The organism is Pseudomonas sp. LPB4.O, from assembly GCF_038383825.1.
GTDB lineage: Bacteria > Pseudomonadota > Gammaproteobacteria > Pseudomonadales > Pseudomonadaceae > Aquipseudomonas > Aquipseudomonas putida.
On sequence record NZ_CP151298.1, the window covers coordinates 2,479,448 to 2,497,459 of the forward strand.

Genomic DNA, 18,012 nt, shown 5'->3' on the forward strand with positions numbered 1-18,012 from the left:
CCTCAAACACTTGCCTTAGGCGATAGCTGTCGCTCAACCGCATTCAGTAACTGGTCAAGCGTCCAGGGTTTGGACAGGAACGTTGAACACTCAGGCAGGCGAACGCCGGGATCAAGTTGGCCGGCCGACATCACCATCACGGCGGTGGCCGGCCAGCGATGAATGATCAGGTGCGCAAGATCCACGCCATTGAGTTGGCCAGGCATCTGGATATCGGTCAATACGAGGTCCAGGTGGGCCATTGTTTCCAGCACCGTTATCGCCTCATCGACGCAGCCACAGCTGTGCACGTCGAGGTCGAGCGATTCCAGCGCCTCGCAGGCGAGGGTTCGGATCAACTCGTCATCCTCTACTACCAATACACTGCGAGCCATAATAAAAACCCCGATCCTGTAGCCATACGGCCAGCGGCCATGACCAGTGGTTTCACGCGGCTGACGGGTGGCGCTTGGGTTGTTGGCAAGCCGAGCGATCTATACTTGCCCATTACCGTCGCGCTTAGATGGTTTTCGTCATTGCCATCGATCCAGGATCGTTGGTAAATGAAGACCCGAAACTTTTTCGATCCCTGTCCGGCACGCCCGCAGGCTCCACGGTGTCAAAAGGCGCTCTCGAAAATAATCTTCCATATTGGCCAGCTGTGGATGAGAACCCATGCATCAACTGCCTCCCGATGAAATGATCAGGCTTGCACTACAAAAGTCACAGGCCCGTTTACACAAGCAGCATCAGTTGGTGGTGGAGTATGGCGTGTCGTCGCTCAGGTCGACGAATCTCGATACTTTGCTCACGCAGGCTTGTACCGTGGTAGCCAACGGCATGAACACGCGTTTTGCCAAGGTGTTGATGCCCTTGCCTGGGAGTGACGATTTTTTGCTGACCCATGGCGTCGGTTGGGATCCCTCGGATATCGGCCACGCCAAGGTCGGTGGGGATGTGGCCAGTCCGGCGGGTTATGCCATTTCCACCTACCGGCCGGTGCTTTCCAACCATCTGGGCCAGGAGCAACGCTTCCGCACGCCGGACCTGTTGAAAAAATACGGTATCGAACGCGCCATCAATGTGCCTATCCGGGGGGCGCTCAGGCCCTTTGGTGTGCTTGAGGCGGATAGCACCGACGGTGACGACTTCATCGAAAGCGACCTGGTTTTCCTCGAGGGTATCTCCAACGTCATCTCCATGGCCGTGGAGCGCCTGGCAAATGCGGCGGATGACCAGTTACCGGATCGCTATTCCGAGAGCATGCTCAATGCCAGTCCGGACTGCGTAAAGATCCTCACCACGCACGGCGACATCGAATTCATGAATGAGGCCGGGATGTGCCTCATGCACATCGGCGAGCTGGCAGAGGTGCGCGGCAAACCGTGGACCCAGCTGTGGCCTGATGACTCCAAGGCGGTGGTGCGTGATGCCATGGCGCGTTCCGTGGCCGGCGAGCCGGCAAGGTTTGAGGCCTACTGCCCTACGGCCACCGATGAGCCGAGATGGTGGGACGTCACTATCGCGCCCATTCTGAGTACCGAGGGCAAGGTGGACAGACTGATCGCGGTGTCGCGGGACATTACCGAGCGGCACCAGCATGAGGCTCAGCTGCTGTCGCTGATTGCCGTGCAGAACACCAAGCTGAGCGACAGCCATCTCTATCTCGAAGAGATTCACCATCGGGTCAAGAACAGCCTGCACCTGGTGAACACCCTGCTGCAGCTTCAAGCCAATCTGTCGGCGGATGAGGCGGTCAAGATCCAGCTGCAGACGGCAGCCAGCCGTGTGCTGACGATTGCCAGTGTGCATGAACGCCTCTATCGGACCGCAGAAACCCAGGGCGTCCTGGCATCAGAGTATCTTGGCGCCTTGTTGAGTGACCTGGGGTCGGCGCTGGCTGAGCGAAAGATCGTTCTCGATGCCGACGCTTTCATTCTCCCTCCACAGCGGATGGCGCCGTTGGGCCTGGTCATTTCCGAGCTGATCACCAATGCCCTCAAGTACGGCAAGGGCACCATAGACGTGAGCGTCCAGGATGCAGGCGACCATGCTTTCATTACGGTAAGGGACGAGGGGGAGGGCTTTCCTGAGTCTTATCCCGAACCAAGCGGAACAGGCCTGGGCATGCGGCTGGTGAAAAGCTATTCAGGGTATGGAGCCAATGCAATCACGCTGGACCGGCTCGCCCGGAACAGTACGATTTGTGTGAAGTTCAAGCTGTAGGAGTAGGCCGCTTCCCCAGAATGCGGTCTCGACAGACGCTGAGCACTTCATCGGCCAGTGGCGAATCGTCCGGGCAAGCACGCGATAAAACCAAGGCACCAAGGATATGGGCGAAGGTATTGATAATATCCTCACGGCTTTTTGCTGGTTGTATCAAGGCCTCCAGCAAGTCCTCGATTCCGGCCGCATAAGCGGTTTTGATGTCATCAGACTGGCGTGCGGCGTCTCCACCAAGGGCCGCTAGCGTGCAACCCGTACCCTTCTCGTCCCGGTGTTTTCGTGAGAGGTAGTAGCTCACGAATTCAGTCAGTTCGAGGCCCTGCACCTGATCGATTGTCTTGGCAATGCCACACGCTGCCGACTCCTCTATCAGATCCGCCTTGGATTTGAAGTGCTTGTAGAAGCCTCCATGGGTAAAGCCGGCAGCTGCCATGAGATCGGCAACACCCACGCCATCGTAACCGCGCTCACGAAAAAGCGTAGAGGACGTCTCTACGATACGGGCCCGGTTCGCCTGGGCCTGGGCCTTTGTGACCTTCATTTCTCCGCGCTCTCTGCTATCAAGCCAAGCAATAGCTTACATTGATTACGTTCATCATCAAAGTCGTTGACCAAATGGATTACGATCATCATCATTAAGCCAGGTCTTCCACCGAGAGAGCAAAACGTCATGAGCTATACCCATCTCACCGTTCCGACCCGCACAGTACAAGTAGGCGGCGACACCTTCACTTACCGCCGCTGGGGTAATGCTGCGGGTGTGCCTCTGGTCTTCATCGCCCACTTCCGTGGCGGTCTCGATCACTGGGACCCGATAATCACCGATGGTCTGGCTGCGGGCCGTGAAGTGATCCTGCTGAACGGCAGGGGGGTGGCTTCGTCGTCGGGTATTCCGGCCACGACCATTGAGCAAATGGCGGATGACATCGCAGCAGCCATCAGTGCTCTGGGGCTGACCCAGGTCGACCTGCTTGGCTTCTCCATCGGTGGTCTGCAGGTTCAGGAAGTGGCGCTGCGTCACCCTGGGTTGGTGCGCAAGCTTCTGCTGATAGGCACCGGTCTGCGCGGTGGTGATCCAAGCATGGCGGAGGGTGTGAGAGAAGCCGCGTCAAACCCTGTGCCCACCATCGAAGACTTCCTGTTCCTCTTCTTCGGTCGCTCGGATGCTGCCAGACGCGCGGGCCTGGCGTTCTGGGAGCGACGCAATCAGCGTGCCGATCAGGACGCGCCAAGTTCCGTTGAGGTTGCCATGGCTCAGGGGGCTGCTTTTGCGGCCTATGTCCAGTCGGCACAGGGTGAGAACCGCTTCTCCTACCTCAACGCACTCAAGCAACCCACCTTGGTGGTCAATGGCGTCGATGACGTCATGATCCCTTCGATCAATTCGTGGAGCCTGGTGCAGAGCATTCCAAATGCCCAGCTGCTGATCTACCCCGACTCCGGTCACGCCGCTCACTTCCAGTTCCCTGAGCGCTTCCTGAAACACGCCCTTCAATTCCTGGAAGAGTAAGGCCAGGCCGGCCTGTGCTGTTGCACACGAGGGGCAACGTGAACGGGTGAGGCCATCATTGCCTGGAGTCGGATAAATGAGGCACGTCTACATTGTGGAATCTTGAAGGTATGAAAGCGTTTCTGATTGACCGCTACGGCAAAGAGGTCGAGGGTGACATCACTGAAGTGCCACAGCCCAAGGTGGGTGATTTCGATGTGCTGGTCGAGACGCACGCTGCAAGCGTGAATGTCCTTGATATCAAAATCAGGAAAGGCGAGTTCAAGTTGATTCTGCCTTTCCGGATGCCGCTGATCCTGGGTAACGATATTGCTGGTACGGTGAAGCGGGTGGGTGGGAAAGTCAGTCGGTTCCGGGTTGGGGACGAGGTCTACGCACGTGTAGATCAGGCGCGCATGGGCGGTTTCGCGGAGTTCGTGGCCGTCAACGAAGCGGCAGTCGCCCTCAAGCCTGCCAACCTGAGTATGCAGGACGCGGCGTCGCTGCCATTGGTGGCTCTGACGGCCTGGCAGGCTTTAGTGGAAATTGCCAAGGTTCATCCAGGCCAGAAGGTACTGATCCATGCTGGTTCCGGTGGCGTCGGTAGCATCGCCATTCAGGTTGCGAAGCATCTGGGAGCATTCGTCGCGACAACCACGAGTACCGTCAACGTGCCGTGGGTCAAGGCGCTGGGTGCGGACGTGGTGATCGATTACAAGACGCAGCCGTTCGAATCGCAACTGAGTGATTACGATGTGGTGCTCAGTGGCCTGGGGGCGGACGTTCTCGATAAATCGCTCAAGGTGCTGAAGCCGGGTGGTCAGTTGATTTCCATCTCAGGCCCACCCACCCCTGAGTTCGCTGAGCAGCTTCGTCTCTCCTGGCTGTTCCAGCAGATCGTTCGTTTGATCAGCCGGGGGATCCGGAAAAAGTCGGAGCAGAAGGGGGTCAGTTACAGGTTTCTGTTCATGAGGGAGAGTGGTGCGCAACTTGCTGAGCTGGCGAAGCTGGTTGAAGCCGGGGTCATCAAGCCTGTAGTGGATCGTACCTTCCCGTTGAACGCGACACGCGATGCCTTGGCTTACGTCGCGCAAGGCAGAGCTAAAGGTAAGGTCGTAGTGACGATGAAGTGACCACCTGAGCACAAAGGGGAGCGAAAGCTTCCCTTTGTGTGGGGCGGTTCAGCCCTGAGTCACTGCTGTCGGAAAGACGCTCCATAAGCAAACGATGGCAGGCGGTCCGAGCGGTCATCTCTGAGGCGAGACCGGAAGGTGCCGCTTTGCGCTTATGTGATCGAGCGTGCTGAAGCGCCGGGCATGCGTGAAGGGATGCTCGTAGGTCGTGGTAACGGTAGCGCCGAATGCCAGATTCCTGGTGATCGCAGCTAGCCCCGGAATGATCATCAACGGGTCGTTCGCAGGCCCTTCTACCGCCCACTTCACTGCTGCTTCAGCGCTCCCGCCGAACACGTCGTAGAAGCCCAGGACATCTGCGAAGAAGAGCATGTCGAGGTTAGCCTGGTCGGCGATACGGGCTTGGTTTGACCAGAAATCAAAAGTGTTGGCGGCCAGGCGCTCATCCGCTGGATGAGTCCATAGGCTGGGTGCTCCACCGCAGCCAACGCTCGCTTGTTCGTATAGCGCAAACTATCCACAGTGCATTGATCAGTGCGGGCAGCGGCTGGTATTGCAATGCACGGCCGGTGCCTTGCGCGCCGCTGCCGGAAGGGTGGCCAGCACGATAAGCCCAGCACCAGCGGCCATGCGCCGCCTCACTCGTCGCTGTAGTTCATGATCGACAGCAGCCGTATGGGCACCTGCACCAACTGCTCCGGGCCGTGCGGGGTTTCGCCGTCGAAGGTCAGGCTGTCGCCGGCGTGCATGTGATAGAGCTGGTTGCCATGGCGGTACACCAGTTCGCCCTCCAGCAAGTGGAGGAACTCGGTGCCGGGGTGGGCGAAGGTGGGGAACTCTTCGCTGGCGTCGTCCATGCTCACCATATAGGCCTCGAAGTTCTTCTTCGGCCCCCTGGCGTGATTGAGCAAGTGGTAGGTGTGGCCCTTCTCGGTGCCGCGGCGTACCACTTCCAGCCCTTCGCCGGCCTTCACCAGCAGGGCATTGCCATCGGGCTGGTCATATTGGCTGAACAGCTTGGCCATCGGCATGCCCAGCACGTCGCACAGGCGGCTGAGGGTGTCGAGGCTGGTGGATACCTGGGCGTTCTCGATCTTGCTCAGCATGCCCTGGCTGATGCCGGCAATGCGTGCCACATCGGCGAGCTTGAGGGACTGGGCCTGGCGCTGGCGCTTGATCTGCAGGCCAAGGTACTGCTCCAGGCGAAGGCGCGGTTCGGTTTCAGTCGACATCGAATGTCCTGCACGGTTTCAGTTCAAGAAAAAAGTTTTCGCACTGGGAAAGTGCGAAATGCAGCTGCGCTGGCCGCTTCTTTCCTCAGGTGAAAACAAGTTTCCCATAAATAGAACAGAAAAACCTGCCTGGGTTTTGTCTTGCCTGTGCCGGCCTCTTCGCGGGCAAGTCCGCTCCCATACGGCTTTGCGGCGAATCCTGTGGGAGCGGGCTTGCCCGCGCAGAGGCCCGAACAGACACCCAAGGTCGCACCTTGAACAAACTTGGCAAGCGCATTGCATTCCTGAGAGGAAAGTAAGTTTCCCTTGCGGAATTATTGCCCCTTGCCCAGGAGTGTTCAACCATGTTGCCAGCAGAAACCCAACGCACCCTCGACCAACACGGCATCAAGTACGTGCTGGCGCAGTTCGTCGACATCCATGGTTCGGCGAAGACCAAATCGGTGCCGGTATCGGGCCTGAAGATGGTAGCCGAGGAGGGCGCCGGCTTTGCCGGGTTCGCCATCTGCGGCATGGGCATGGAGCCGCACGGCCCGGACTTCATGGCCCGCGGCGACCTGTCCACGCTGGTTCCGGTGCCTTGGCAGCCGGGCTATGGCCGGGTGGTGTGCGTGGGCCATGTCAACGGCCAGCCTTGGCCCTACGACACCCGTTACGTGTTGCAGCAGCAGGTGCAGCGCCTGGCCGACAAGGGCTGGACCCTGAATACCGGCCTTGAGCCTGAGTTCAGCCTGTTCCGCCGCGACGAAGGCGGCAAGCTGCAACTGGTGGACGCCTCCGACAACCTCGACAAACCCTGCTACGACTACAAGGGCCTGTCGCGCTCGCGGCTGTTCCTCGAGCGCCTGACCGAGGCGCTGCAGCCGGTGGGCTTCGACATCTACCAGATCGACCACGAAGACGCCAACGGCCAGTTCGAGATCAACTACACCTACAGCGATGCCATGGAGTCGGCCGACCGTTTCACCTTTTTCCGCATGGCCGCCGGTGAGATCGCCAACGACCTGGGCATGATCTGCTCGTTCATGCCCAAGCCCGACCCCAAGCGCGCCGGCAACGGCATGCACTTTCACCTGTCGCTGGCCAGCAGCACCCACAAGAACCTGTTCCACGACCCGTCCGACAGCAGCGGCATGGGCCTGTCGAAGTTGGCCTACCACTTTGCCGCAGGGCTGATGGCACACGGCCCGGCGCTGTGTGCCTTTGCGGCGCCGACGGTCAATTCCTACAAGCGTCTGGTGGTGGGCCGGTCGCTGTCGGGCTCCACCTGGGCCCCGGCCTTCGTTGCCTGGGGGGCCAACAACCGTTCGGCGATGGTACGCATTCCTTATGGTCGCCTGGAGTTTCGCCTGCCGGACGCCGGCTGCAACCCGTACCTGGTCACCGCCGCGATCATTGCCGCCGGCCTGGATGGCATCGACCGCCAGCTGGACCCGGGCGAGATGTGCAATGAAAACCTCTACAACCTCAGCCTTGAAGAGATTGCCGCACGCGGCATCAAGACCCTGCCGCAATCGCTGAAGGAGGCCGCCGACGCGCTCGAAGCCGACCCGTTGTTCCGCGAGGTGCTGGGCGCCGAGATCGTCGACGAGTTCATCAAGCTCAAGCGCATGGAGTGGGTGGAGTACTGCCGCCACGTCTCCGACTGGGAAATCCAGCGTTACACCGAGTTCTTCTGACCGCCCCCAATCCCCTGGGCGGCCAATACGAGAGCGGTCGCCCACTGCCTAGTAAGGAGCATCACCATGTGTGGAATTGTAGGCCTGTACCTGAAAAAGCCCGAGCTGGAAGCCCAGCTTGGCAAGCTGTTCGAACCCATGCTCGAAGCCATGACCGACCGTGGCCCGGACAGCGCCGGCTTTGCCATCTACGGCGACGAAGTGGCCGATGGCTGGGTCAAACTGACCCTGCAAGCGGCCGATATAAATTACCCGTGGACAACCCTGATGGGCCAGCTGGAAGGGCACCTGGGCTGCTCGCTGGACTGGTTCCAGAACGCCAGCGCCGCAGTGCTCAAGGTGCATACCGATGAAGCTGCGGCCCGCGGCGCGCTGGCTGCGCTCGCGCCGGACGTGCGCATCATGAGCGCCGGGCAGAGCATCGAAATCCTCAAGGGCATGGGCTTGCCGGCGGAAATTTCCAGTCGCTTCGGCCTGGCCGGCATGAAGGGCAGCCACATTATCGGCCACACCCGCATGGCCACCGAAAGCGCCGTGACCATGGAAGGCAGCCACCCGTTTTCCACCGGCGCCGACCTGTGCCTGGTGCACAACGGCTCGCTGTCCAACCACTTTCGCCTGCGCCAGGAGCTCAAGCGCGAAGGCATCAGTTTCGAAACCGACAACGACACCGAAGTGGCCGCCGGCTACCTGACCTGGCGCCTGCAGCAGGGTGACAGCCTGGCCCAGGCCCTGGATGGCGCACTGGAAGACCTGGACGGCTTCTTCACCTTTGCCATCGGCACCCGCAACGGCTTTGCCGTGATCCGCGACCCGATTGCCTGCAAGCCGGCGGTGCTGGCCGAGACGGAAGACTACGTGGCCATGGCCTCGGAATACCAGGCACTGGCCGGCCTGCCAGGCATCGAGCACGCCAAGGTCTGGGAACCGGCCCCGGCCACGCTGTACGTCTGGGAGCGCGAAAGCGCCTGACCTGCCACCGAACCCTTGGAGAACCTTATGAAGACAATCGACCTGTCCAGCACTTCGGTGCGTGTGCTCAACCAGTCCTTGCACGACGAGGTGCAGGACCTTGAATGGCAAGTGACCCACCCTGGCGGCAAGCACAACCTGGCTGTGGGCATCAACGCTGCCGTGGCGGTGGATATCGAAGGCCATGCCGGCTACTACTGCGCCGGCATGAACCAGCAGGCCAGTGTCACCGTGCACGGCAACGTCGGTGTGGGTGTGGCCGAGAACATGATGTCCGGTTCGGTGCGGGTCAAAGGCAGTGCCTCCCAGGCCGCTGGTGCCACTGCCCATGGCGGGCTGCTGGTGATCGAGGGTGACGCCGGTGCCCGTTGCGGTATTTCCATGAAAGGCGTGGACATCGTGGTAGGCGGCAACATCGGGCACATGAGCTGCTTCATGGGCCAGGCCGGGCGCCTGGTGGTGTGTGGCGATGCCGGCGATGCGCTGGGCGACTCGCTGTATGAGGTGCGCATCTACGTCAAGGGCTCGGTGCAGTCACTGGGTTCGGACTGCATCGAAAAGGAAATGCGCGCCGAACACCTGCAAGAGCTGCAGGAACTGCTGAACAAGGCTGGCCTTGACCACAAGGCCGCCGATTTCAAACGTTACGGCTCGGCCCGCCAGCTGTACAACTTCAAAGTCGACAACGCCAGCGCGTACTGATCCAGGAGCATTCCCATGAGCGAGCAATTCCCCCCGGTACTGCGTGAGTCGGCCACCTTCGATCGCCTGACCATCCAGGAAATCCAGCGTGCCGCCGAAACCGGCATCTACGACATTCGCGGTGGTGGCACCAAGCGCCGTGTGCCGCACTTCGACGACCTGCTGCTGCTGGGCGCCAGCGTGTCGCGTTACCCCCTGGAAGGCTACCGCGAGAAGTGCGGCACGGACGTGGTGCTTGGCAACCGGTTTGCGAAAAAGCCGATTCACCTGAAAATCCCGGTGACCATCGCCGGCATGAGCTTCGGTGCGCTGTCGGCCAATGCCAAGGAAGCGCTGGGCCGTGGTGCGACCATCGCGGGCACCAGCACCACAACCGGCGACGGCGGCATGACCCCGGAAGAGCGCGGCCAGTCGCAGCATCTGGTGTATCAATACCTGCCATCGCGCTACGGTATGAATCCCGATGACCTGCGCAAGGCCGACGCCATCGAGATCGTCCTCGGGCAGGGCGCCAAGCCGGGCGGTGGCGGCATGCTGCTGGGCATGAAAGTGACCGAGCGGGTGGCCGGCATGCGCACCTTGCCGATCGGCGTCGACCAGCGCAGCGCCTGCCGCCACCCGGACTGGACCGGCCCGGACGACCTGGCGATCAAGATTGCCGAGATCCGCGAGATCACCGACTGGGAAAAACCCATCTACGTGAAGATCGGCGCCAGCCGGCCGTACTACGACGTCAAGCTGGCGGTGAAGGCCGGTGCTGACGTGATCGTGCTCGACGGCATGCAGGGCGGTACAGCAGCGACTCAGGAAGTGTTCATCGAACACGTCGGCATCCCGATCTTGCCGGCGATACCGCAGGCGGTGCAGGCGCTGCAGGAAATGGGCATGCACCGCAAGGTGCAGCTGATTGTCTCTGGCGGTATCCGCAACGGTGCCGACGTGGCCAAGGCCATGGCCCTGGGCGCTGACGCGGTGGCCATTGGTACGGCGGCGCTGATCGCCCTGGGTGACAACCACCCCCGCCTGGACAGCGAGCTGAGGAAGATTGGCTCGGCCGCCGGCTTTTATGACGACTGGCAAAACGGCCGCGACCCGGCCGGCATCACCACCCAGGACCCGGAGCTGGCCAAGCGCCTGAACCCGGAGGAGGCGGGGCGACGGCTGGCGAACTATCTGCGTGTGCTGGTGCTGGAGGCGCAGACCATGGCCCGGGCGTGTGGCAAGTCGCACCTGCACAACCTTGACCCGGAGGACCTGGTGGCATTGACCGTGGAAGCGGCGGCGATGGCGCGGGTGCCGTTGGCGGGGACGGCCTGGGTGCCGGGGCAGGCGCAGTACTGATCCATCGGTTACTGGAGTCGCTTTGCGACCCTTTCGCGGCACAAGGCCGCTCCTACAGGGGATTGCAGTGCCTGAGCTTGCGCGCTCCCCTGTAGGAGCGACCTTGTGTCGCGAAAGGGCTGCAAAGCAGCCCCACGGGCCCCCACCATTTCCACAGGAGTGACTCGATGAAGCACCTCAGCCTCGCTGTAATGTTGTTAGCCCTGGCCACCCAGGCCACTGCCGCCGAAACCACCCTGGACACCGGCAACACCGCCTGGATGATCTGCGCCGCGATGTTTGTGTTGATGATGTGCATCCCTGGCCTGGCGCTGTTCTATGGCGGCATGGTGCGTGCCAAGAACTTCCTCTCCGTGTTCACCCAGCTGTTCGCCGTGGCCGGGGTTATCGGCATCCTCTGGGTATTGTTCGGTTACAGCCTGGTGGTCGATACCACCGGCATGGTCGAGGGCCAGCTCACCTTCAACAGTTTTATCGGCGGGCTGGACAAGGCACTGATGCTGGATATCGGCCATGACAGCCTGGTCGGCACCATCCCCGAAGGCGTGTTTGCGGTGTTCCAGCTGACGTTCGCCATCATCACCCCGGCGCTGATTGCCGGCGGCTTTGCCGAGCGCATGAAGTTCAGCGCTTCGTTGCTGTTCATGGCGGCGTGGTTCGTGCTGGTGTACGCACCAATCGCCCATATGGTGTGGGGCGGGCCGGGGGCGTTGATGGTCAACTGGGGCGTGCTGGATTTCGCCGGTGGTACTGCGGTGCATATCAACTCTGGCGTGGCTGCCTTGGCTGCAGCGTTGATGTTGGGCAAACGCAAGGGCTACCCGCAGGTGGCCATGCCGCCGCACAACCTCGGCTTTACCCTGGTGGGTGCGGGGTTGCTGTGGGTGGGCTGGTTCGGCTTCAACGTGGGTTCGGGGCTGGCGGCCAACGAGGGGGCCGGGGTGGTGATGCTGGCGACCATGGTGGCGGCTTGTGCGGGGATTGTCGGTTGGTTGCTGACCGAGAAGGTGATGCATGGCCGGCCGACTGCCTTGGGTGCAGCTTCGGGGGCATTGGCCGGGTTGGTGGGCATCACACCGGCTTGCGCGTTCGTCGGGCCCCTGGGTGCGCTGGTGATCGGTGTGCTGACGGGGGCCATCTGCTTCTTTGCCGTGACCCGGCTCAAGCAGGCGCTGGGGTATGACGACAGCCTCGATGTGTTCGGGCTGCATGGCGTTGGCGGGATGGTCGGGGCGGTGCTGGCCGGGGTGTTCGCAGCGCCATCGCTGGGTGGCTATGTGGAGGGCGTATCGCCCATTGGGCAGGCACTGGTGCAGCTCAAGGGGGTGGCGTTCACCTTCGTGTACTGCTTCGTGGTGAGCTGGGCGATTCTCGGGGCGATCAAGCTGACTGTCGGGCTGCGGGCCAGCCGGGAGGAAGAAGAGCAGGGGCTGGACCTGGCGGAGCACAATGAGCGGGCTTACAACCTCTGATGGATTTGCCTCCTGCCTGGCATCGCCTTCAAGCCATGTACAGGCGTTGTAGGAGCAGCCTTGTGCTGCGAAGAGGCCATTTCTGCTGAAGAAGATCTTGTTCCTTACTGGCCTCTTCGCAGCACAAGGCTGCTCCTACAAGTACTGACGTAGCCTGGGTAGGGGGCGGGCTTGCCCGCGAAGAGGCCGTTACAGGTTGAATCAGTGCCCCATGGCCAACTTGGCACTCGTCTGCCGACGACGGTAGGCACTGTCACGGCTGGCCAGCCACCAGTACAGCGGCGAGGTAATTGCCAGCCCTACCAGCCACGACAGGTCAGCCCCGTTGATGTGCTCGGAAATCGGCCCGACATACAGCGGCGTGTTCATGAACGGGATCTGCACCACGATACCTACCGCATAGGCAATCAACGCCTGTGGGTTGTAACGCCCGTAGATACCGCCATCGACCTGGAAGATCGACTGGATGTCGTAGTCACCTTTGTGGATGACATAAAAGTCGATCAGGTTGATCGCTGTCCACGGCACCAGCACTACCAGCAGCACCAGCACCATGTCGACGAAGTGGCCGATGAAGTCTGCCGAGGCGAACACCGCCACCACGCAGCAGGCCGACAGCACGATCAGCGACAGCACCGCACGGCTCTTGGCAGTAGGAATCCAGCGATAAGCGAAGGTTTGCACCAGGGTGATGATCGACAGCACCGCGCCATACAGATTGAGGGCGTTGTGGCTGATGACGCTGAGCAGGAACAGCACCAGCATGATCGGGCCCAGGGTGCCGGTGGCCAGCTTGACCGCATCCATGGTGTCCATGCCTGCCGGGATCGCCAGTACCGCCACGGCGCCGAAGATGAACGACAGGCTCGAGCCCAGGGCAGAGCCCAGGTAGGTGGTCCAGAACGTAGAGCTGACTTTCACATCCGCCGGCAGGTAGCGCGAGTAGTCCGACACGTAGGGCGCAAAGGCGATCTGCCACAGCGCCGCCAGCGACACGGTGGCCAGCCAGCCGGCCAGGTTGAAGCTGCCACGGGTCAGGAAGTCGTCGCTTTGCACGTGGGTGAAGATGTAGCCGAAGCCCACCACGATGCCGATGCCCAGCACCCAGGTGCCGATACGGTTGAGCACGTGGATGAAGCGGTAGCCGATGATACCGATGATGCCCGACCCCAGCGCACCGATGACGATGCCCACCGGTACCGGCACGGTGTCTACCACGCCATGCAGCGACTTGCCGGCGAGCACGATGTTGGAAGCGAAGAAGCCGATGTACATGACGCCGGCGATCACCACCACCAGCAGCGCACCGAGGGTGCCGAACTGGGCGCGGCTCTGGATCATCTGCGGGATGCCCATTTGCGGGCCCTGGGCCGAGTGCAGTGCCATCAGTACCCCGCCGACCAGGTGGCCGACCAGGATGGCGACGATGCCCCATATCAGGTTCAGGTGAAACAGCTGCACGCCCAGCGCGCCGGTGACGATGGGCAGCGGCGCGATATTGCCGCCGAACCACAGTGTGAACAGATCCCTTACCTTTCCATGGCGGTCTTGCGGGGGCACGTAGCCGATTGTGTGTTTTTCTATCAGGGGTGCCGAATTGGCTGCACTGGTCATGACTGACTCCAAGGCAAGGTAGGGCATCGGGAGCTGCCCGGGGGCGTGCCGGCGATGGGCGACGCGTTCTTGTTGGAGGGATGATGCGGGGCGCGGGGATAACGAGAAATTAGTAAATATGTACCCATAAACCTTAAAAAACCTAAGGCTGACAAAAGCTTAAGCGGGTGACGGTAGCAAGGACGGTGCCAGTTGGCGGCAGGGCCTGGGCTAGAGGGGTTGAGCCCTGTATCGGTAGAAAGCGGTGGGCTTTGATGGTGCGTGATGCGCGTTTTCAGGGCAGCTGAATCGTTGCCTGTATCGGCCCTTTCGCGAGCTTGCCCGATGCCACAGGTATGGCGCAGCGTTCAGTACCTGTGGTGAACCTGTGGCAGCGGCCGAGCCCGCGAAAGGGCCACTACAGGCGATGGAGCTACATCGGCAGCAACCGGTCCTGAATCACTTCTTTCATTACCAGGGTCGAGCTCAGGCGCTTCACGTTGGGAATGCTGGTCAGTTTCTCGTCGTACAGCTTCTGAAACGCCGGTAGGTCCTTGGCCACCACATGCAGCAGGTAATCCGGATCGCCAAACAACCGCTGCGCTTCGACAATCTGCGGGATCTCCGAAAGTGCCGCTTCAAAATTCGCCACTGGCTGGCGGGTGACCTCGCGCAGGGTCACGAACACCAGCGCAGCAAAGTTCAGCCCCAAGGCGCTCGGCGCCAGGCGGGCGTGATAGCCGAGTATCGCCCCGGACTCCTCCAGTGCCTTCAAGCGCCGATGGCACGGCGACAGGCTGAGCCCCACACGCTCGGCCAGCTCGGTTACCGACAGCCGACCGTCTTTTTGCAGCTCGGCAAGTATTTTTCTGTCAGTTCTGTCCATTGAGAAGGATCTTCCGGTAATTGAACGATTGCAGGGAATATACGAAAGAAAATCCCCGAGCGGAATCCGTAATCTTTCGACATCCCAAGGCAGTAGATAAGGAAGATTCAAGTGGCTATCAGTGTGCTGACGGCATTTTGGGCCGTGTCGATGCTGTTCGTGATTACCCCCGGTGCAGACTGGGCTTACGCCATTTCGGCAGGCATGCGCGGGCGCTGGGTGATGCCCGCAGTGGCGGGAATGTTGTCGGGGCATTTCCTGGCGACACTGGTGGTGGCTGCGGGTGTAGGCAGCCTGTTGGCAGGCCACCCGCTGGCGCTCACCCTGCTGACCTTGGCAGGGTGCAGCTACCTGCTGTGGCTGGGCGGCAACCTGTTGCTGAGCCCGGCATTGCCCGAGGCCGGGCAGGGTGGTGAGGGGGAGTCGGGTTCGCGTTGGGCGTTGAAAGGGTTTTGCGTCAGCGGCTTGAACCCGAAAGTGTTCCTGCTGTTCCTGGCCTTGCTGCCGCAGTTCACCGACCCGCAGTCGAGCTGGCCGGTGCCTTTGCAGATCTTGCTGCTAGGCCTGGTGCACCTGTGCAGCTCGCTGGTGATCTACTCACTGGTCGGCTATGGCGCCAAAGCCGTGCTGAGCACCCGGCCGGGGGCGGCGAAGCTGGTCGGGCGGGTATCGGGGGTGGCGATGATTACCGTGGCCCTGGGTTTGATAGCCGGGCAGATCAACTGATTTCACCCGTGACAAATGGCTTCAGATACACTCGCCGCAAACCCACGCACAACCAGGATGTGCCCCATGCCTGAAACCACCCAACTGCTTACCTTCGCCCTGATCTGCCTCGGCATGGTGCTGACCCCGGGGCCGAACATGATCTACCTGATCTCCCGTTCGATCTGCCAGGGCCGCAAGGCCGGGTTGATTTCCCTGGGGGGTGTGGCTCTGGGCTTTGTCATCTACATGTTTTGCGCGGCCCTGGGCATCACGGCGCTGGTAATGGCAGTTCCCTTTGCCTACGACGCGCTGCGTATCGGTGGCGCGCTGTACTTGCTGTACCTGGCCTGGCAGGCGCTGCGGCCCGGTGGCCGTTCACCCTTCCAGGTCCGTGAACTGCCCGCCGATAGCCCGCGGCGGCTGTTCACAATGGGGTTTGCCACCAGCCTGCTCAACCCTAAGATCGCCGTCATGTACCTGTCGCTGATGCCGCAGTTCATCGAACCGGGCCATGGCAGCGTACTGGTGCAGTCGCTGGTGCTGGGTTCGACACAGATCGCCATCAGCGTCACGGTCAACGCGATGATTGCGGTCATGGCTGGGTCCATCGCCGTGTTTCTGGCTGGCAGGCCGCTGTGGCAACAGGTTCAGCGGTGGTTGATGGGCACCGTGCTGGCAGGGCTGGCGCTGCGCATGCTGGCAGAAGGGCGCCGTTGATCGTCCATTGCGCTGCAATGGTATCAGTGGCTGCTGGCCGAGGCGTCTTCGGCCGAGGCCGCAGGCGGATCCTCCTGTGGCAGGTAAAGGGTGAAGGTGGTGCCCTGGCCGGGGATGCTTGCTACCTGTACATCGCCCCCGGACTGCTTGGCAAAACCGAACACCTGCGACAACCCGAGCCCGGTACCCTCACCCGGGGCTTTTGTGGTGAAAAACGGGTCGAAGATGCGCTCCAGCAGTTCGGCGGCAATACCCACACCGCTGTCGCTCACCGAAATCGCCGCGAACCGGGCTGGCGGTGAAGGCTGGCCGCGCAGGGCAGGCAGACGCTGGTCAGCCTGCAGGCGCAGCTGCAAGGTGCCTTCGCCGGCCATGGCGTCGCGCCCGTTGAGCATCAGGTTGATCACCGCGGTTTCCAGCTGGCTGAGATCGGCGCGGATGTGGCACGGCGCCTGCGGTAGTTGCAGCTCGACCTGGATGCGCGCCCCGGTGGCGGTGTCGAGCATGTCGGCCATGGCTTCCAGCCGTGGCCCGGCCTCGAACACTTCGGGGCTGAGGGCCTGGCGGCGGGCGAAGGCCAGTAGCTGGCCGGTCAGTTTGGCACCACGGTGGACTGTGTCAGATATGGTCTTGATGTAGCGCTCGCGGCGTTTTTCATCAAGGTTGGGGCGCTGCAGAAAGTGCAACGACGAGCGAATGATCGTCAGCAGGTTGTTGAAGTCGTGCGCCACGCCACCGGTCAGCTGGCCGATGGCTTCCAGCTTCTGGGCCTGGCGCAACACTGCCTCGGTGTGCACCAGCTGGGTGGTGCGCTCGTCGACGCGGTGTTCGAGGGTGGCATTCAGCGCCTCCAGTGCAGCCATGGCCTCACGCACTTCGGCATGGGCCTGAACCCGCTGGATATGCGCCCAGCAACGCTCGGTCACTTCGCTGATCAGCGCCTGTTCGTAGGGTGTCCATGTGCGCGGTGCGTTGTCATGGATCGCCATCAGCGCGATGAGGCGGCCGCCTTTGATCAGCGGCATGCAGATGGTGGCGGTAATGCCGATGGCCTGGAAGGTGGCGGCTTCGTCGGCGGCCAGTTCACTGAGGTTGTCGTTGATCACCAGCGGCAGGCCGCTGCGCAGGCGGCTGAGTGCCAGACGGCCGAAGTCGTGCAGTTGGTACTGGCCCACCAGCCTCGGCGAGCCGGGGGCCACCGCGTCGCCACAGATGGTAAAACCGTCCTCGTCAGCGTCCATCACCGCATACGCGCAACTGGAAAGGCTCAGGTGCTCGACCATCATGCGCGTGGTGGTGTCCAGGATCTGGTCCGCGGCGGTGGCGTCGGCTATGGCACGGCCGAGTGCGTCGAGAAAGTTGAGGCGCTTGTTGGCGAGCACGCTGGTGGTGGTTTCGGTGACCGTGTCGATCATGCCCAGCACCTCGCCATCAAGGCCGCGAATCGGGCTGTAGCAGAAGGTGAAATAGGCCCGCTCCGGGCCGCCGTTGCGGTCGATGATCAGCGGAAAGTCTTCGATGTACACCGCTTCGCCAGCCAGGGCACGGTCAGCCATGCTGCCAATGTCGGCCCAGGCTTCCTGCCACACCTCGCGGAAGGGGATGCCAAGGGCCAGGGGCTTGCGCCCGAGAATCTGGGTGAAGGCATCGTTGTGCAGGGTGAGCAGGTCAGGGCCCCAGAGTACGGCCTGCGGAAAGCGCGAGGCCAGGCACAGGGCCATGGTGGTCTTCAGCGCATCGGGCCAATGTTCCAGTGGGCCCAGGGGGGTACTGGCCCAGTCGTGGTTGCGGATGCGTTCGGCCATCAGCCCGCCGCCGTCTAGCCATTTCGCCATGTGCTCTGTCGGTCCTTTATTTCAAGGTCTTTAGGGTGCACCGAGAAT

General features: G+C 61.7%; 16 protein-coding genes and 1 pseudogene. 10 read left to right on the forward strand and 7 right to left on the reverse strand.

Features of this window, described 5'->3' with window-relative positions:
• Window positions 1–2: 2 nt before the first annotated feature.
• Window positions 3–374 (reverse strand): response regulator, encoded by a 372-nt coding sequence (locus tag MRBLPB4O_RS11100; protein WP_341798441.1) that lies wholly within the window; start codon window positions 372–374, stop codon window positions 3–5.
• 280 nt (window positions 375–654) lie between these two features.
• Between MRBLPB4O_RS11100 and MRBLPB4O_RS11105 the strand changes: the two genes are divergently transcribed.
• On the forward strand, window positions 655–2,205 hold the full coding sequence (locus tag MRBLPB4O_RS11105; protein WP_341798442.1) for a PAS domain-containing protein: 1,551 nt from the start codon (window positions 655–657) through the stop codon (window positions 2,203–2,205).
• Here MRBLPB4O_RS11105 and MRBLPB4O_RS11110 read toward each other — a convergent pair.
• The gene (locus MRBLPB4O_RS11110) at window positions 2,195–2,746 is read right to left on the reverse strand and encodes a TetR/AcrR family transcriptional regulator (protein WP_341798443.1); all 552 of its coding nucleotides are present in this window, start codon (window positions 2,744–2,746) and stop codon (window positions 2,195–2,197) included. The two genes, MRBLPB4O_RS11105 and MRBLPB4O_RS11110, sit on opposite strands and share 11 nt — an antisense overlap.
• Before the next feature lie 129 nt (window positions 2,747–2,875).
• Between MRBLPB4O_RS11110 and MRBLPB4O_RS11115 the strand changes: the two genes are divergently transcribed.
• Window positions 2,876–3,715, forward strand: coding sequence for an alpha/beta hydrolase (locus MRBLPB4O_RS11115; RefSeq protein ID WP_341798444.1), 840 nt, complete (start codon window positions 2,876–2,878; stop codon window positions 3,713–3,715).
• Between the two features lie 110 nt (window positions 3,716–3,825).
• On the forward strand, window positions 3,826–4,827 hold the full coding sequence (locus MRBLPB4O_RS11120) for an NADP-dependent oxidoreductase (protein ID WP_341798445.1): 1,002 nt from the start codon (window positions 3,826–3,828) through the stop codon (window positions 4,825–4,827).
• A gap of 150 nt (window positions 4,828–4,977) precedes the next feature.
• On the opposite strand, the pseudogene MRBLPB4O_RS11125 reads toward MRBLPB4O_RS11120, so the two are convergent.
• Window positions 4,978–5,340, reverse strand: a pseudogene (locus MRBLPB4O_RS11125) (LLM class flavin-dependent oxidoreductase); the annotation flags it as partial.
• A 125-nt stretch (window positions 5,341–5,465) separates the two neighbouring features.
• Window positions 5,466–6,059, reverse strand: coding sequence for a cupin domain-containing protein (locus tag MRBLPB4O_RS11130; RefSeq protein ID WP_341798446.1), 594 nt, complete (start codon window positions 6,057–6,059; stop codon window positions 5,466–5,468).
• 344 nt (window positions 6,060–6,403) lie between these two features.
• Between MRBLPB4O_RS11130 and glnT the strand changes: the two genes are divergently transcribed.
• From glnT to MRBLPB4O_RS11155, 5 genes are all read left to right on the forward strand, one after another.
• Window positions 6,404–7,738: a type III glutamate--ammonia ligase gene (gene glnT / locus MRBLPB4O_RS11135; protein WP_341798447.1), complete on the forward strand. Its 1,335-nt coding sequence runs from the start codon at window positions 6,404–6,406 to the stop codon at window positions 7,736–7,738.
• A 66-nt stretch (window positions 7,739–7,804) separates the two neighbouring features.
• Window positions 7,805–8,710 (forward strand): glutamine amidotransferase family protein, encoded by a 906-nt coding sequence (locus MRBLPB4O_RS11140; RefSeq protein WP_341798448.1) that lies wholly within the window; start codon window positions 7,805–7,807, stop codon window positions 8,708–8,710.
• 27 nt (window positions 8,711–8,737) lie between these two features.
• Complete coding sequence (locus tag MRBLPB4O_RS11145) at window positions 8,738–9,412, forward strand: protein glxC (RefSeq protein ID WP_341798449.1); 675 nt, start codon at window positions 8,738–8,740, stop codon at window positions 9,410–9,412.
• Between the two features lie 15 nt (window positions 9,413–9,427).
• Window positions 9,428–10,753, forward strand: coding sequence for an FMN-binding glutamate synthase family protein (locus MRBLPB4O_RS11150; RefSeq protein ID WP_016499251.1), 1,326 nt, complete (start codon window positions 9,428–9,430; stop codon window positions 10,751–10,753).
• A gap of 167 nt (window positions 10,754–10,920) precedes the next feature.
• Window positions 10,921–12,225 (forward strand): ammonium transporter, encoded by a 1,305-nt coding sequence (locus MRBLPB4O_RS11155; RefSeq protein WP_341798450.1) that lies wholly within the window; start codon window positions 10,921–10,923, stop codon window positions 12,223–12,225.
• A 201-nt stretch (window positions 12,226–12,426) separates the two neighbouring features.
• Here MRBLPB4O_RS11155 and MRBLPB4O_RS11160 read toward each other — a convergent pair whose 3' ends face one another.
• Window positions 12,427–13,839, reverse strand: a complete 1,413-nt coding sequence (locus MRBLPB4O_RS11160; RefSeq protein WP_016499253.1) for a cytosine permease — start codon at window positions 13,837–13,839, stop codon at window positions 12,427–12,429.
• Between the two features lie 412 nt (window positions 13,840–14,251).
• Window positions 14,252–14,704 carry an Lrp/AsnC family transcriptional regulator gene (locus tag MRBLPB4O_RS11165; RefSeq protein WP_341798451.1) on the reverse strand — a complete coding sequence of 151 codons (453 nt, stop codon included), beginning with the start codon at window positions 14,702–14,704 and terminating at the stop codon, window positions 14,252–14,254.
• A gap of 111 nt (window positions 14,705–14,815) precedes the next feature.
• Here MRBLPB4O_RS11165 and MRBLPB4O_RS11170 point away from each other — a divergent pair, with 111 nt between their 5' ends.
• Both MRBLPB4O_RS11170 and MRBLPB4O_RS11175 read left to right on the forward strand, forming a co-directional pair.
• Window positions 14,816–15,430 carry a LysE family translocator gene (locus tag MRBLPB4O_RS11170; RefSeq protein ID WP_016499255.1) on the forward strand — a complete coding sequence of 205 codons (615 nt, stop codon included), beginning with the start codon at window positions 14,816–14,818 and terminating at the stop codon, window positions 15,428–15,430.
• Window positions 15,431–15,496: 66 nt separating this feature from the next.
• Window positions 15,497–16,129, forward strand: a complete 633-nt coding sequence (locus MRBLPB4O_RS11175; protein ID WP_341798452.1) for a LysE family translocator — start codon at window positions 15,497–15,499, stop codon at window positions 16,127–16,129.
• 23 nt (window positions 16,130–16,152) lie between these two features.
• On the opposite strand, the gene MRBLPB4O_RS11180 is transcribed toward MRBLPB4O_RS11175, so the two are convergent.
• Entirely contained in the window at window positions 16,153–17,964 is a 1,812-nt protein-coding gene (locus tag MRBLPB4O_RS11180) for an ATP-binding protein (protein WP_341798453.1), read from the reverse strand.
• Window positions 17,965–18,012: the final 48 nt, after the last annotated feature.

Excerpts from the sequence above, each read along its gene's own strand:
- MRBLPB4O_RS11145 (WP_341798449.1), top strand. The coding sequence starts at position 8,738 with ATGAAGACAATCGACCTGTCCAGCACTTCGGTGCGTGTGCTCAACCAG.
- glnT (WP_341798447.1), top strand. The coding sequence starts at position 6,404 with ATGTTGCCAGCAGAAACCCAACGCACCCTCGACCAACACGGCATCAAG.
- MRBLPB4O_RS11100 (WP_341798441.1), bottom strand. The coding sequence starts at position 374 with ATGGCTCGCAGTGTATTGGTAGTAGAGGATGACGAGTTGATCCGAACC.
- MRBLPB4O_RS11175 (WP_341798452.1), top strand. The coding sequence starts at position 15,497 with ATGCCTGAAACCACCCAACTGCTTACCTTCGCCCTGATCTGCCTCGGC.
- MRBLPB4O_RS11180 (WP_341798453.1), bottom strand. The coding sequence starts at position 17,964 with ATGGCGAAATGGCTAGACGGCGGCGGGCTGATGGCCGAACGCATCCGC.
- MRBLPB4O_RS11120 (WP_341798445.1), top strand. The coding sequence starts at position 3,826 with ATGAAAGCGTTTCTGATTGACCGCTACGGCAAAGAGGTCGAGGGTGAC.
- MRBLPB4O_RS11115 (WP_341798444.1), top strand. The coding sequence starts at position 2,876 with ATGAGCTATACCCATCTCACCGTTCCGACCCGCACAGTACAAGTAGGC.
- MRBLPB4O_RS11155 (WP_341798450.1), top strand. The coding sequence starts at position 10,921 with ATGAAGCACCTCAGCCTCGCTGTAATGTTGTTAGCCCTGGCCACCCAG.
- MRBLPB4O_RS11165 (WP_341798451.1), bottom strand. The coding sequence starts at position 14,704 with ATGGACAGAACTGACAGAAAAATACTTGCCGAGCTGCAAAAAGACGGT.
- MRBLPB4O_RS11140 (WP_341798448.1), top strand. The coding sequence starts at position 7,805 with ATGTGTGGAATTGTAGGCCTGTACCTGAAAAAGCCCGAGCTGGAAGCC.
- MRBLPB4O_RS11110 (WP_341798443.1), bottom strand. The coding sequence starts at position 2,746 with ATGAAGGTCACAAAGGCCCAGGCCCAGGCGAACCGGGCCCGTATCGTA.
- MRBLPB4O_RS11105 (WP_341798442.1), top strand. The coding sequence starts at position 655 with ATGCATCAACTGCCTCCCGATGAAATGATCAGGCTTGCACTACAAAAG.
- MRBLPB4O_RS11150 (WP_016499251.1), top strand. The coding sequence starts at position 9,428 with ATGAGCGAGCAATTCCCCCCGGTACTGCGTGAGTCGGCCACCTTCGAT.
- MRBLPB4O_RS11130 (WP_341798446.1), bottom strand. The coding sequence starts at position 6,059 with ATGTCGACTGAAACCGAACCGCGCCTTCGCCTGGAGCAGTACCTTGGC.
- MRBLPB4O_RS11160 (WP_016499253.1), bottom strand. The coding sequence starts at position 13,839 with ATGACCAGTGCAGCCAATTCGGCACCCCTGATAGAAAAACACACAATC.